Annotated in this window: 13 protein-coding genes and 1 tRNA gene; 7 read left to right on the top strand and 7 right to left on the bottom strand. The window is 62.7% G+C overall.

Annotated elements, in window-relative coordinates; translation table 11 throughout:
• Window positions 1-452 precede the first annotated feature (452 nt).
• Window positions 453-2,891 (top strand): TOTE conflict system archaeo-eukaryotic primase domain-containing protein, encoded by a 2,439-nt coding sequence (locus G6P99_RS12900; RefSeq protein WP_246709524.1) that lies wholly within the window; start codon window positions 453-455, stop codon window positions 2,889-2,891.
• 263 nt (window positions 2,892-3,154) lie between these two features.
• Here G6P99_RS12900 and G6P99_RS12895 read toward each other — a convergent pair.
• Window positions 3,155-3,229 (bottom strand) — tRNA-Gln (locus G6P99_RS12895).
• A 220-nt stretch (window positions 3,230-3,449) separates the two neighbouring features.
• On the opposite strand from G6P99_RS12895, the gene G6P99_RS12890 reads away from it, so the two are divergent.
• Window positions 3,450-5,228 (top strand): acyl-CoA dehydrogenase, encoded by a 1,779-nt coding sequence (locus tag G6P99_RS12890; RefSeq protein WP_165128313.1) that lies wholly within the window; start codon window positions 3,450-3,452, stop codon window positions 5,226-5,228.
• Between the two features lie 927 nt (window positions 5,229-6,155).
• On the opposite strand, the gene G6P99_RS12885 is transcribed toward G6P99_RS12890, so the two are convergent.
• Together G6P99_RS12885 and rpsU are read right to left on the bottom strand one after the other, a co-directional pair.
• The gene (locus tag G6P99_RS12885) at window positions 6,156-6,407 is read right to left on the bottom strand and encodes a hypothetical protein (protein ID WP_156928622.1); all 252 of its coding nucleotides are present in this window, start codon (window positions 6,405-6,407) and stop codon (window positions 6,156-6,158) included.
• A 35-nt stretch (window positions 6,408-6,442) separates the two neighbouring features.
• Complete coding sequence (rpsU, locus tag G6P99_RS12880) at window positions 6,443-6,739, bottom strand: 30S ribosomal protein S21 (RefSeq protein WP_029081371.1); 297 nt, start codon at window positions 6,737-6,739, stop codon at window positions 6,443-6,445.
• Between the two features lie 611 nt (window positions 6,740-7,350).
• On the opposite strand from rpsU, the gene G6P99_RS12875 reads away from it, so the two are divergent.
• Window positions 7,351-7,584, top strand: a complete 234-nt coding sequence (locus tag G6P99_RS12875; protein WP_029081372.1) for a DUF6894 family protein — start codon at window positions 7,351-7,353, stop codon at window positions 7,582-7,584.
• Window positions 7,585-7,607: 23 nt separating this feature from the next.
• Here G6P99_RS12875 and G6P99_RS12870 read toward each other — a convergent pair whose 3' ends face one another.
• From G6P99_RS12870 to G6P99_RS12855, 4 genes are all read right to left on the bottom strand, one after another.
• Window positions 7,608-7,844, bottom strand: coding sequence for a DUF6894 family protein (locus tag G6P99_RS12870; protein ID WP_029081373.1), 237 nt, complete (start codon window positions 7,842-7,844; stop codon window positions 7,608-7,610).
• A gap of 365 nt (window positions 7,845-8,209) precedes the next feature.
• Window positions 8,210-8,908 carry a VOC family protein gene (locus G6P99_RS12865; RefSeq protein WP_029081374.1) on the bottom strand — a complete coding sequence of 233 codons (699 nt, stop codon included), beginning with the start codon at window positions 8,906-8,908 and terminating at the stop codon, window positions 8,210-8,212.
• Window positions 8,909-8,949: 41 nt separating this feature from the next.
• Complete coding sequence (locus G6P99_RS12860) at window positions 8,950-9,189, bottom strand: hypothetical protein (protein ID WP_205751486.1); 240 nt, start codon at window positions 9,187-9,189, stop codon at window positions 8,950-8,952.
• Between the two features lie 184 nt (window positions 9,190-9,373).
• Window positions 9,374-10,042 (bottom strand): hypothetical protein, encoded by a 669-nt coding sequence (locus G6P99_RS12855; RefSeq protein ID WP_029081375.1) that lies wholly within the window; start codon window positions 10,040-10,042, stop codon window positions 9,374-9,376.
• 181 nt (window positions 10,043-10,223) lie between these two features.
• Here G6P99_RS12855 and G6P99_RS12850 point away from each other — a divergent pair, with 181 nt between their 5' ends.
• From G6P99_RS12850 to G6P99_RS12835, 4 genes are all read left to right on the top strand, one after another.
• Window positions 10,224-11,114: a LysR substrate-binding domain-containing protein gene (locus tag G6P99_RS12850; RefSeq protein ID WP_029081376.1), complete on the top strand. Its 891-nt coding sequence runs from the start codon at window positions 10,224-10,226 to the stop codon at window positions 11,112-11,114.
• Between the two features lie 25 nt (window positions 11,115-11,139).
• A complete protein-coding gene (locus tag G6P99_RS12845) occupies window positions 11,140-11,703 on the top strand; it encodes a DinB family protein (RefSeq protein ID WP_029081377.1) in 564 nt (187 codons plus the stop codon).
• Between the two features lie 115 nt (window positions 11,704-11,818).
• On the top strand, window positions 11,819-12,547 hold the full coding sequence (locus G6P99_RS12840; RefSeq protein WP_029081378.1) for an alpha/beta fold hydrolase: 729 nt from the start codon (window positions 11,819-11,821) through the stop codon (window positions 12,545-12,547).
• 299 nt (window positions 12,548-12,846) lie between these two features.
• On the top strand, window positions 12,847-13,608 hold the full coding sequence (locus tag G6P99_RS12835; RefSeq protein WP_029081379.1) for a crotonase/enoyl-CoA hydratase family protein: 762 nt from the start codon (window positions 12,847-12,849) through the stop codon (window positions 13,606-13,608).
• Window positions 13,609-13,615 lie beyond the last annotated feature (7 nt).

The following is a 13,615-nucleotide window of genomic DNA, read 5'->3' as shown; positions in this document are numbered from 1 at the left end:
GAACTTCTGGGGACAGGGCGGAGACTTTTGGCCCCTCGGTCCTGGAAACCGTAGATGCCGAGATGACGGAGACCGACGCAGCCCCAGAAATGGGCCATTTTAGGCCTATTCTCGTGCTTTTTCAGGCACTTGCCTGTTAGCCTACACTGGATGGCTGGAGACGAGAGGATCGAACTCACGCATTCCTGCTCGAACCAGTCTCCACGTGAGGTCTCGGCAAAGCGGAGTAGTTGATATCCGCGTGCAGTGTAGGGCCCGTTGTGCAACGGAGCTGGACACTGCGCAGAGTTGGTCTGGGATACCTGTAGCTCTCCACCGGTCTCGTCGGGCACCTCGGTATGATCCCCATCGTCGAACCGCGGCGCGGCGTCCCTCATACTGTGCACCTTAAGCCCGAACCGACTTTGGTTTATGTTGGCCGGCGGAGTGGGCTTTAAGCATGAGCTACCATTTTGGCGGGTAACGGCGACGCCTCGGGGGAAATTGCACGCATTCAAATGCGGTTGGCTGCTTTGGATGCGGAGAGGACCGCGCTTGAGCGCGAACTGAAAACGCGTGAACAGGAGCTGATCTGCGATAGCGGTAGCACAGCCGAGCGGCCTTGTGCTGATGCCCCCGTTACCAACAGTTCGCCGCCGAACGAGAAGATCGCGCTGTTCCGGCGCTTATTCGCCGGGCGTCCTGACGTCTTTCCAGTTCGATGGGAAAACAGAAAGGCCGGGCGCTCGGGATACTCACCGGCCTGTTCCAACGAATGGGCGAAGGGGATTTGTGGCAAGCCGAAGGTGAAGTGTGGAGAATGCCCGCATCAGGCATTCATCCCGCCCTCCAGGGACGTCATCGAAAAGCATCTGCGCGGTGGCGATACCCGCTCCGGTGACTTTGTCGCTGGGGTCTATCCCCTGCTGCAAGATGAGACCTGCTGGTTCCTTGCCGCCGACTTCGACAAGGATAGTTGGGCGGATGACGCGAGGGCACTCCTCGACACGTGCCATGCGAAGGGGATTGCCGCCGCCCTCGAACGGTCGCGATCAGGAAACGGCGGGCATGTCTGGATATTATTCTCCGAGCCCGTTCCGGCAAGAATCGCCAGGCAGATGGGCTCAGCCCTTATCACGGAGACGATGGAGAAACGCCCCGAGATCGGCTTTACATCCTATGATCGTTTCTTTCCAAATCAGGATACAATGCCTCTCGGAGGCTTTGGCAATCTGATTGCCCTGCCGCTGCAAAAAACGGCTCGGGAGATCGGCAATAGCGTCTTTGTCGACACGGACCTCCGGCCTTACGACGATCAATGGGCTTACCTGTCGTCCCTGCCCCGGTTGTCGGCGGACATGGCCTTCAAGATCGCGGAAGAAGCGGAACGATCAGGCCGTGTGTTGGGTGTTCGCATGCCGGTCGACGACGAACATGCTGATGAGCCGTGGAAAATGGCGCCGTCGCGCCGCAGCACGCCGGGGACTATCAAGGCCACGATACCGAAAAGCATCAGGATCGTGGTCGCTGATCAGGTTTATATCGACAGGACGGAGCTTCCGACTGCCCTGATCGCGCAACTAATTCGCATAGCAGCTTTCCAGAACCCGGAATTCTATCGCGCCCAGGCCATGCGGTTGCCAACATTCGGCAAACCTCGGGTTGTTTCATGCGCCGAGCTCTTCGCGCAGCATGTCGCTTTACCTCGAGGCTGCTTAGAAGAGACGCTCGACCTCATCAAAAGCCACGGCGGCGTTGCCGAATTGGAAGATCAACGTGAAGTCGGAACGGCACTTCCCGCGGATTGTTCCTTCCGTGGCGAACTGCAGCGGCCGCAATTGGGAGCTTTCGATGCTCTCATTTCCTACGAGAACGGCGTGCTTGCCGCGACGACAGCTTTCGGCAAGACCGTCATTGCAGCAGCACTAATTGCCTACCGAGCTAGAAACACGCTCGTCCTCGTTCATCGACGAGAGCTGCTCAATCAATGGGTAGAACGCCTGCGATCTTTCTTGGGTATCGACCCGGAGCAGATTGGCGTTATTGGCGGCGGGAAACGAAGGCCGACAGGCGTCATCGATGTCGCGCTCATCCAAAGCCTGGTTCGCAATGGAGAGGTCGCCGATATCGTCGCCAACTACGGCCACCTGATTGTCGATGAATGCCACCACCTGTCCGCAGCAAGCTTCGAGCTTGTTGCGCGGCGCTCGAAGGCGCGATACGTCGTCGGCCTATCAGCGACCGTTGCCCGCAAAGACGGTCACCATCCCATTATATTCATGCAATGCGGCCCCGTTCGCCATCGAGTTGATGCACGGACCCAAGCTGCTGAGCGTGGAATCCGCCATCGCGTACGCGATTGTTCGACGAAATTTGAATTGCCATCATACTTAGCGTCAGTCGAACGCCCCTCGATGTCTGCCATCTATGCAGCCTTGGCCCAGGACAGCGGACGCAATGATCTTATCTTCGATGACGTACTGAAATCGCTTGAGGCGAAGCGTTCGCCCATCGTTCTGACGGAGCGAAAGGACCACCTCGATTATCTTCAGAGGAGGCTCTCGCCATTCGTGAGAAACCTTGTGGTCCTGCGCGGCGGCATGTCGGCGAAGGAACGCAAAATCGCCAACACGGCGTTGGATGTCTCAGATCGCGATGAACGCCTGATCCTCGCGACAGGGCGGTACATCGGTGAAGGATTTGATGACGCACGGCTCGACACGCTGTTTTTGACGATGCCGATCGCCTGGAAGGGGACATTGGCGCAGTATGTCGGCCGCCTCCATCGCCTGCATGATGGAAAGAAGGACGTCCTTGTCGTGGACTACGTCGATCAGACGGTTCCCGTTCTTGCGCGGATGGCCACGAAACGACGTGCCGGGTATCGAGCGCTGGGTTACGTAATTGAATAGCTGGCACCATACTGGAAGCGGAGCCCCCTGGGGCCGGTGATCGCGGCTACATGCCGCCCCACCACGCAGTGGTTTTATTCTCCGGTCTCGGGCGCCAGTCTCCAGAAAATGGGAATTTTCGTGGATTTGCTTAGAGACTTTTGGGAATTTCCGGACCAAAAAGTTCGATCATGGGTCTCCAGAGACTATTCATGAGTTGAAAATGCCGCATTTTGCGGGAATCTTCCTCAAAGAGAAGGAAATTCTCCAAAATCGGCTATGGATGGCTGGGGCGGGAGGGATCGAACCTCCGAATGGCGGAATCAAAATCCGCTGCCTTACCGCTTGGCTACGCCCCAACGCGCCGATCGAAGGCCTCGCCGGTCTATAGAGTGAGGGCGGGTATTTCAACAGGGCGGCGATCGAAAAGGCAGGAAAGCCGCGGGATGGCGCCCTCGCCCTTATTATAGAGCGACGCTGCGCTGGCCGGAACGGACCGCGCGATGTCCACTCGGACAGTTGAGAGGCCGCTGGTTTCATGGGAAGACAATTTCCAAACGCCTCGTCGGGAGTAACGCCATGACCTACCGCGCACCGATCAACGATATCCTGCTGTCCCTCAATCACGGCGCGGGGCTCGCCGCCGCCGTGCAGGCCGGCCACTACGGCGATTTCGACGGCGATATTACCGCTGCGGTGCTGGAAGAAGCCGGCAAGTTCGCCTCCGATGTGCTGGCGCCCCTGAACAAGGTCGGTGACGAGCACGGCATCAAGCTCGACAACGGCAAGGTGACGACCGCGCCCGGCTGGCCCGACGCCTATCAGCGCTGGGCCGCCGCAGGCTGGAACGCGGTATCGGGGCCGGAAGCGTTCGGCGGCCAGGGCCTGCCGCTCGCGGTCAACGCCGCCTGCACCGAGATCTGGAGCGCATCGAACGTCGCCTTCGGCCTCTGCCCGCTGCTGACGCTGTCGGCGATCGAGGCGCTCGACGCCCATGGCAGCGAGGAATTGAAGACGATCTATCTCGAGAAGATGGTCACCGGCGAATGGACCGGCACGATGCAGCTCACCGAGCCGAATGCCGGCTCCGACGTCGGCGCGCTGCGCACCCGTGCAGAGCGCGCGCCCGACGGCACCTACCGCATCAAGGGCACCAAGATCTTCATTACCTATGGCGAGCACGACATGACCGACAACATCGTGCACTTCGTGCTCGCACGATTGCCCGATGCGCCCGGCGGCACCAAGGGAATCTCGCTGTTCCTGGTGCCGAAATTCCTGGTCAATGCCGACGGCTCGCTCGGCGCGCGCAACGACATCCATGCGAGCGGCGTCGAGCACAAGCTCGGCATGCACGCCTCGCCGACCTGCACCATGACGATGGGCGATCAAGGCGGCGCGATCGGCTACCTGATCGGCGAGGAAAACCAAGGCATGCGCTGTATGTTCACGATGATGAACCAGGCGCGGCTCGGCGTCGGCCTCGAAGGCGTCGGCATCGCCGACCGCGCCTATCAGCAGGCACTGGCCTATGCACAGGAGCGCCGGCAGGGAAAGGCTATTGGCCACAAGGGCGACGGGATGGATCCGATCATCGTGCATCCCGACGTCAAGCGCATGCTGATGCAGATGCGCAGCATGACGGCGGCGGCGCGCACGATCTGCTACGCCACCGCGGTCGCGCTCGACGTCGCGACACGCGCCAAGGACGCCAAGGTCCGCGCGGACGCCGCCGCGCGCGGCGCGCTGCTGACCCCGATCGCCAAGGCCTTCTCCACCGACGTCGGCAACGAGGTCGCCTATCTCGGCGTCCAGGTCCATGGCGGCATGGGCTTCATCGAGGAGACCGGCGCCGCGCAGCACTATCGCGACGCCCGCATCACATCGATCTATGAAGGCACCAACGGCATCCAGTCGATCGACCTCGTCACCCGCAAGCTCGGTGCCAATGGCGGCGCCTCGGTGTGGGCGCTGCTCGACGAGCTCGCGGCAACCATCAAGCAGGTCGAAACCTCCAACGATCCGGCGTTCGGCACCACCGGCACCAAGCTGCGCGACGCGCACGCCGCGTTGGAGCGCACAAGCAAATGGTTGCTGGAGCGGCTCGCCTCCGCGCCGAACGATGCGTTGGCTGGTGCTACGCCCTATCTGCGGCTGTTCGCCGCGACGCTCGGCGGCTGCATGCTCGCCGGCGAGGCGCTGGCCGCGAAGGCCAACGGCGAGGCCGAGCCGCAGCGCTACGTCGCGCTGGCGCGCTTCTTCGCCGAAAACATCTCCGTGCAGGCACCGTCGCTGGAGAAGACCGTGACCGAAAGCGCCGAGGCCGTGACCGGCGCGGACGCGGTGTTGGCGGGGTAGAAGGCGCTCTGCGCATCGCGCCTTCACAGATGATACCCGGATGGCGGGGAGACTACCGCTTGCTCCCCTGTCGTCCCTGCGAAAGCAGGGACCCATACGCCGCGGCTTGTGTTGTTGAAGGGACTTGTCGCTCCAGCGACGCAAAATGATCGGCACTTGTGGTTATGGGTCCCTGCCTTCGCAGGGACGACACTGAGTGTGTTGCACGGCCTGTGAGTCATACATCCGCATTCTCGCGACATGCTTTGTCCGAGCTTTGCATCTCGTCCGCCCTCTCCTTGAACAGAGGGCGCAGGGAAAGCCGGGTGCCGATTGCACCCATGGGTCCGGTGCAACAAAAAGCACCGGAGGTAGGACCACAGGTGTAACCGGAAACATCCCGGCTTTCCCTGCGCGATGGGTTACGGCTTACTTCGTGCTCTCCCCGGCGAGACTGGGCTTTTTTGTCATCGCCTCCGCGAAGATGCTTCGCATCTCGCGGGGGACACCGGCCGCTAGGGCGTCGGGACCACAAGACTTCGCCGTCCGCGTCATGCGCACTCGTCAGTTGCGGAATCGGCGTCCACCGCATCTCACCGCAACACCCGTGACGATGCGCAGCGCCCCTCGATCGGGTGAGACGGGGAATTCATACACTGAGTTGCACTTCTGATAAAGCGAAATATTTTTGCTGTGGGGCTTGCGCCGTCGGGCAACTCAGTGATTGGGCGCAGATACGATGACTCCAGGCGTCCGGTTATCGCACAAATAATGCCGATAAGCCGCTGAACCTACCTTTCGGCTCAAATAGCCTCGTGTCGCCTAGCTCAACGATCCACATTTTCTGGATTACCTTGGCTGCCACCGCGCTGTCGCTTTTGTGCCTGAAGCAGATCAGATAGAGTTCGCGATCACGGCAAAGCCGACCGGCCGTCACACTACCGCTTGTCAGCGATCCCGGCGCAACGAACGAAACTCTCTGGGGCCATCCAGCAGATCATGCTTGCGGGCAGACTGTTCGATCCGGCTGGCCGTATCATCTGCCATTGCGTTGATGGCCGTGCCGGCCAGGTTCTGCGCACGTTGCCGCCGCTTCTCGTCCCTCGATCGAACATCCCGATCTTGGTCTCGCCGACGACAGATCTCATCGGAGAGACGTTCCTGGAGGCATCCGTTGCCTCGATAAGGTCGCTGCTTCATCGTGCACGCTCCCTCCAACAGGATTGCGGTACAGACTAACGCTCCGGCGAGCCGTTTGTTCGCGGCAGCAATTGCCCTGATGCCGGGAATTTTGGCGCCGCCAATCTGGGCTTCTTCGGCGGAGCCGCAATCAATCCCTCGCGGATCGCCTGCTTGCGGGCAAGCTTGCGCGCGCGCCGCACGGCCTCGGCCTTCTCTCGAATCCTTTTTTCCGAAGGCTTTTCGAACGATCGGCGGCGCTTCATCTCTCTGAAGACGCCCTCGCGCTGCAACCTCTTCTTCAGAACGCGCAGCGCCTGGTCGATGTTGTTGTCCCTGACAAGAACCTGCAATGGATCACCTCTCGCGGCGCTAGAGCATTTTCGGTTCTGACAGGAATCAGAACCGAAGCTCTAGCTTCTTGTTTTGACGCGTTTTCTTCGCGAACCGGTATCCATCCCGCATCAAGTGCGGGACAGGCTTCGCTCGAAAACACTCTAGGTACGTTGAGCGCGCAAATACGAAAGCCCGCTCTATCGGTGACAGAGCGGGCCGCACTGCCATTCCAGTACATCCGTGAAACGGCAGCCGATCAACAACATGACGAAAGCCTTAGCCGCAGTGCTGCAAGCACGCGTCCTCACTTTCATCCGACGATGTCTTTGGAAAAGGGTCCAGTAGGACCGATCTACAAGGCTCAAGGCCAGTCGATACACCATAAGTATACACTTATCCCAGCTATGCAAGGCGCAATTGCAAATCCCGGGAATTATCTCTGACGGATCAAGCACGTTGGAGATCGTCGGCGAAGACGATAGCGCCTGGCCCGAGCGGTTCCCTGCATCAATGTCATTGTAGAGTGGCAAATTCGGACCGTCTGACGCAGACTACGGCGCTGCCGGGTGATTTCAGGGCGCCGGCACTCGAGAGCCTGGGCAGCTCCCGCTACAAAAGGGAGCCGCAAATGGCAACCCGCTATTATTTCGATATCCGGAACGGCGAGGAACTCTATGCCGACAGGCAGGGCATCGAGCTGCGCGACGAGGAGACTGCCGCGCACGAAGCGATGCAGTCATTGCTCGGCATGGCGAAAGACAATCCGCCTCTGGACAAGCACAGGCTGCTGGCGTTTGAGGTCCGCACCGACGACGGGCCATTGTTTGACGTCAGTCTCGATCTGGGCATCACGAGGCGCTAGGCGCGTCGGCGCAAAACCAAACCTTAGAAATCCGGCCGGCGCGTGCGCCACGCGATGCCCGCTTCAAGCACAGGCCCGTTGTCGTCCCGGACTTCGATTGCAATCTGACCGAGATTGTGACCGCAAGCGGAATTGCGAACCATGTCGGCCAAAGAGCGCGCGGCCTCTTCTTTAACCGCCGCGAGGTCGGACATCACCAGGCCCTCTTCGTCGATCGCCAAGCCACCGCCGTCACGAAGATCGAAATAGTAGCGTGTCATCACTGATAAGAGGCCGAACTGTCGATCGTTCCTGGCGAGGGGACAGAGCAGCGACCGGCCCCGACGATGCGAAATGTCCGCTCTGACAGAGCACGGAACGCCACACTTGGCGGGCGAATGTTCCCGTGAGATCGGCGCGCTGTCATATCGTGGCAGACGTGGTCCGCCGGATTATATCATCGGCGCCCGGCATTTCACGGCACCCTTCGGACCATCGAAAGCACAACGCCGCCCAAGCGGAATATGGATCGCTTGGCGGCGTTGGTTCGGCACCGGGCCCCTGAAATCCCCCGGCAAGCTGTACATTGCCACGAGATATGTCGCAGGTTTGTGACACGCTCGGCACGGCACCCCGCGCCGGCCGATCACGCCTTGTGATCGGACAGGCTGCCGACGATCGATGCCCGGCGGGACAGTTCGATCCAGTTGCCGTCGGGATCGAGGATCATGGCAATCCGCGCGACCTCGCCAAGCGTCACCGGCGCCAGGCCCTCGCGCACGCCTTTGGCGCGCAGCTCGTCATGCACGGCGTCGATATCGGCAACCTGCAGCGTGATGTAGCGCCAGCCGCGCGCCTGCCTGGTGGGATCGACGGTCGCGGCAAGATCTTCCGCGAGCAGGATCAGGCTGTCGCCAAGGCGAAAGGCCGGACCGCCCGACCATGACTGCTCGGGGAAGCCGAGAATGTCGCCGTAGAACCTGCAATGCGCGGCGAGGTCGCGCACGGCCATCGCGACGGCGATCTGGGTGATGCCGTCATGTCCCGGCACTACCAGGCAAACGCTGTTGCCGTCGGGATCGACCATGCGCTGCGGCGTCTCGATGCCCTCGCGCGCGATGATCAGCTCGCGATAGCCGCTCGGCGCGGCGTCGCCCAGCGGCTCGAAATGATGGTTGAGCTTGATCACCGAACCATGCGCGTCGTGCCGGTACTGCTTCTGCCCGCGGCGGATCGGCTGCACATGATCGAAGCGAAGCCCGGCATCCTGCTGCCAGAACCGCAGCATCGGTTCGAGATTGTTCGTGGAGAGGCCGACGTCGATCACGTTCTTCGCAAGCTGCATGCCCGGTCTCCTCGGCCGCCCTGCGCGCTCGCTGGGCCCGCTCAGCCGGGAAAGCGATCGCCAAACATCGGCAGTCCGCTGCGCGACTGTTCGCGCGTCGCCTCGTCCTGGATGACGTCCCAATGCTCGGCGAGCACGTCACCCTCCATGCGCACGATATCGGCGACGACCCATGCCGCCGGCAGGCCATGACCACTGAACCGGCCGTGCAGAATGACGAAATCGCCGCTCGCCGCGCCGACATGGTTCTCATAGCGCAGCGTCGCGGGCAAGCCCTTCACCAGCTCGAATAGCCCGTCCCGGCCGGGCGCAATATGCGCGCTGTGCTGGATGTAGTGCTATGACCAGAACCGCTCGGCGGCGGGATAGTCGCGCTTGTTGAACAGGGTATCGAACGCGTCCAGCACGATCTGGACGCGGCGGTCTTCGGTCGATGTGCTCATGGCCACACTCCTTGCCGGGAGGTTACTTCCGCAGCAGCGGGATCTGCAGATTGGTCGGCCGGTTCTGCTCGGTGTCGAAGCCGCGGCCGTCGACATTGCGGGCGCCCCAGAACAACAGGTCGCCCCTGAGATAGACCAGGTCGTACTCCATGAAGTTGGTCCCTTCCTTGAGGCCGAAGGGGAGGAACGACCTGCCGAAGATGCTCTGCGGTGCATCGACCGCCCACGGCGCGTAGCCGGCAGAAGCGACCTTGTTGAGCACATCGGCGAAGCCCTGCGCCAGCGGCGTCACCTCATAGACCTCGTCGGCGACGAAATCGACCTTCTGCGCGCCCGGCGCGATCGGATGCGCGCCCTGCCATTGCAGGTGCCCGACGATCCTGATCCGCGCCAGCGGCACCTTGCCATACGGATCGGCCGAATTGATCACCACGAGCTCGAACCGGTCGGAGGACTGATAAATGAAGGCGCGCTTGAGGTAGAACGGCTTGATCGAGCCGTCCGGATTCTTGCTCGGCCGGATCTCGGGCGCGATGCTCTCCCAGTTTCCGGCGAGGGCCTGCCTGATTGTCGCGACGTCCTGTTCCATGGCGCTTGCCTTCGGTTGATTGCCTGATGACTGGGCCGCGGCGCCGCCGCATCCCGTCACCGCCGCCAGCAACAACAGCGACGCTCTGATGCTTCTCCACATGCGCAGGCTCCGGCGGGCGACGCGCAGGCCTTCGTGCCGGGCAGAAGGAACATCCTCTGCCTGCCAGGCAGACCCCGCGTAGAATGCGTACTGCTATAGAGAGCGCTGGCCGGCGCGAAAAAGACTTTGTAGGCTGGCCCCATGCCTGCCGGATATGACAGGCCGTGATCGGGAGACGGTGATGGAGCTCCGGCATCTGCGCTACTTCGTTGCCGTGGCCGATGCCGGCAGCCTGACGGTCGCCGCCGAGCAAAAACTCCACACCTCGCAACCTTCGCTGAGCCGGCAGATCCGCGATCTCGAACAGGAGGTCGGCGTTCAACTGTTGAACCGCGGCGCGCAGGGCATCGAGCTGACCGCGGCCGGCAAGGCCTTTCTGGATCACGCCAGAATGGCGCTGCTGCAGGCGGAGGCCGCCAAGGAGGCGGCGCTGCGCGCGGCGCAGCCACCGAAGCCGAGCTTCTCGCTCGGTTTCCTGTCCGGCGCCGAGATCGATCTGCTGCCCGAGGTGACCCGCGTCTTGCGCGACGAATTTCCCGGCATCGATATCCGCCTGTCGAGCGACTACTCGCCGGTGCTCGCCAAAGCACTGATGCGGCGCAAGCTCGATGCCGCCTTCATGCGCGCCGACGACAACACGGAGGATCTCGCCTGCAAGCGGGTGCGCACCGACCCGCTGGTGTTCGTGTTTCCGAGCAACCATCGCCTGGCCGCGCAGGCCGCCGTCGCGCCCGAAGACATCGTCAATGAAACCTTCTATCTGCCGTCCAGATCGGCGCCGGCGGTGCGCCGCGTCGTGCTGGAGTATTTCAGCCGCGCCGGCATCGATCTCAGGCCCGAGCACGAGGTGCATAATGTCGTGCACGCGATATCGATGATCACCTCGACGCATGCGGTGATGCTGCTGCCGGCCTACACGGCGCGCTATCTGCCCGACACCATCACCACCCGCCCGGTGCAGGGAGAGGCGCCGACGCTCGACCTCGTGATCGCCTATCACAAGGCCAACAAATCCACGATCCTGAAGCTGCTGCTGTCGCGGGTCGGCCGGCTGGCCGCAGCGCCCGCCTGATCCCTTCAATCCAGTGAGGACCGATATGCCGGCGAGCCTCGTTCAGACTCTTCGCGCTTTTGCCTACAACAACGCCTGGGCCAATCATCGCCTGCTCACGGCCTGCGCCGGTCTCAGCCAGGCGGAATTTGCCGCCGCGCGCACCGGGTTCTTTCCGAGCCTGCAGGCGACGCTGAACCACATCCATGTCATCGATCTCTTCTATGTCGACGCGCTCGAGGGCGGCTGGCTCGGGCCGAAAGCATGGGCCGATGAGGTGCCCTACCCGGCGGTCGCCGCGCTGAAAGCTGCGCAGCGCGCGATCGACCAGCGCCTGATCGCTCACTGCGATGCGCTGACGCCCGAGCGGCTTGACGATGCGGTCAAGGTCAATCGCGACACCTCCGTGCAGACCGAGCGGCGCGACCGCTTGTTGATGCATCTGTTCCAGCACCAGATCCATCATCGCGGCCAGGCCCATGCGATGCTCTCTGAGACCACGGTCAAGCCGCCGCAGCTCGACGAATTCTTCGCCGCCGGCGAAGCCCCGCTCCGGGAAGCCGAGTTCAAGGAGCTCGGCTGGAGCGAAGCCACCGTGTGGGGCGGCTGAGCCGAAGTTTCGCCCGCTGTCCGGCCGCACGGGTCGGTTCCCGATCCGGAACAAGGGTCTTGAATCCCGGTATCTCCGCACTCACCTGTGGGTGAAAACGTGGGGAATTCTATCAATGCCATTCGCCAATCATCGGGGCCAGCGCATCCATTACACTGTCGAGGGAACGGGGCCGCTGATCGTGCTGCAGCACGGCCTGCTGCTCGACGCTGCGAGCTGGAAGCAATGCGGCGTGGTCGACGCGCTCGCCGACCGCTTTCGCGTCGTCTGCGTCGATTCGCTCGGGCATGGGTTGAGCGACAAGCCGGCCGATCCGGCGCTCTATAACCAGGCCCAGCGCGCCGGCGACATCGTTGCCGTGATCGACGATCTCGGCGGCGAGCGCGCCCATGTGGTGGGACATTCGATGGGCGGCTGGGTCGCGGTCGGCGTCGCCAGATTCTTCCCGACGCGGCTGGCGTCGCTTGCGATCGGCGGCTGGGACTTTCTCACCGGATTGCCGCGCGGCAATGCCGGCCCGCTGACCTATGGCGCCTTCATCACCTTTGCCCGCCGCACCGCCCCGCAGCTCGCCGAATGGGTGACGCCCGATCTGGAAGGCGGCGTGCGCGCCTGCTTCGACGCGCTTGGCCAGGTCGACGGCGCAAAGGACGCGGTGCTCTCCTCGCGCGTGCCGGTGCTGCTGTGGAACGGGCAGGACGACGGCCCGCATGCGCCGATGCAGCGCTTCGCCGCGGAGAACGGCTTGTACGCAATGTCGGTCCCCGGCGATCACCTTGGTGCCCTGCTAGAGCATGGCGCCGCGATCGGCCGCGGCATCCGCTCGTTCGTCGGGCGCGGCTAGTACGATCTCGAGCGCGCGTATCTCCATCGCATCGAGCGCCGAACGAAAGCGCAATGCGCCGTGACGATCGACCGCATCCCCGAACCGGGCGCGATCGCTGCGTGCCATCATCGCGCGGTCCTTCCCTACGACCAACGTCCCCTGCTCAGGAAAGGTGAATTCCGGTTAACTGCATTGCGCCGTCCTCATGCTCGCAGAAGAGGAAAAGCCTCCGCGAACACTTGGGGCTTGCACGGGATCATGTAGGATAGCGGCACGACCTCGCCGGCGACGATGCCGGCCGACCCTGGGACCGCTTGATGACCGCGCATGTCATAGTGACCGATGAAGCCGCTACACGCGTGATCCGGCTGCGCAGGCCCGAGAAGAAGAACGCGATCACCCAGGAGATGTTTCGCGCGATCAGCGACGCGATCGACAAGGCGCAGAATAATCCGAAGATCCGCTGCCTGATCATCACCGGCGGCTCCGGCGTGTTCACCGCGGGCAACGACATCGAGGACCTGCTCGCGCAGGGCACCTCGACCGGCGAGACGCCGCCCGCCTCCGACCTGGTCAAGCTCCTGTATTCATTGGCTCACAATGTGAAGCCGATCATCGCCGCGGTCGACGGCGTCGCGATGGGCATCGGCACCACCATGCTGTTCCACTGCGACTACGTGCTGGCCAGCAAGGCCGCGTCGTTCTCGACGCCGTTCTCCAATTTCGGCCTGGTGCCGGAAGGCGCCTCCAGCCTGCTGATGCCGCGCACGATGGGCCACCAGCGCGCGTTTGCGATGCTGGTGATGGGCCGCACCATGTCGGCCGACGACGCCCGCGTCGCCGGCTTCGTCAACACCGTGGTGGCGCCGGGCCATGCCGAGGTCGAGGCGCACAAGGTGGCGCGCGAGATCTGCGCGCTGCCGGCCGAGGCGGTGGCGATCTCGCGGCGTCTGATCCGGCTGCCGCCGGAGGACGTCACCCGCCGCATCGAACAGGAGAACCATCTGTTCAGCGAACGCATGCGCTCCAGCGAAGCGGTCGACGCCTTCAGGGCCTTCATGGCGCGCACGAAGGATTGAAACGAAG

It is taken from the genome of Bradyrhizobium sp. 6(2017) (genome assembly GCF_011058295.2).
Lineage (GTDB): Bacteria > Pseudomonadota > Alphaproteobacteria > Rhizobiales > Xanthobacteraceae > Bradyrhizobium > Bradyrhizobium septentrionale.
The sequence above is the reverse complement of the archived record's forward strand: the minus strand, read 5'-3'. Positions and strand labels throughout refer to the sequence as shown.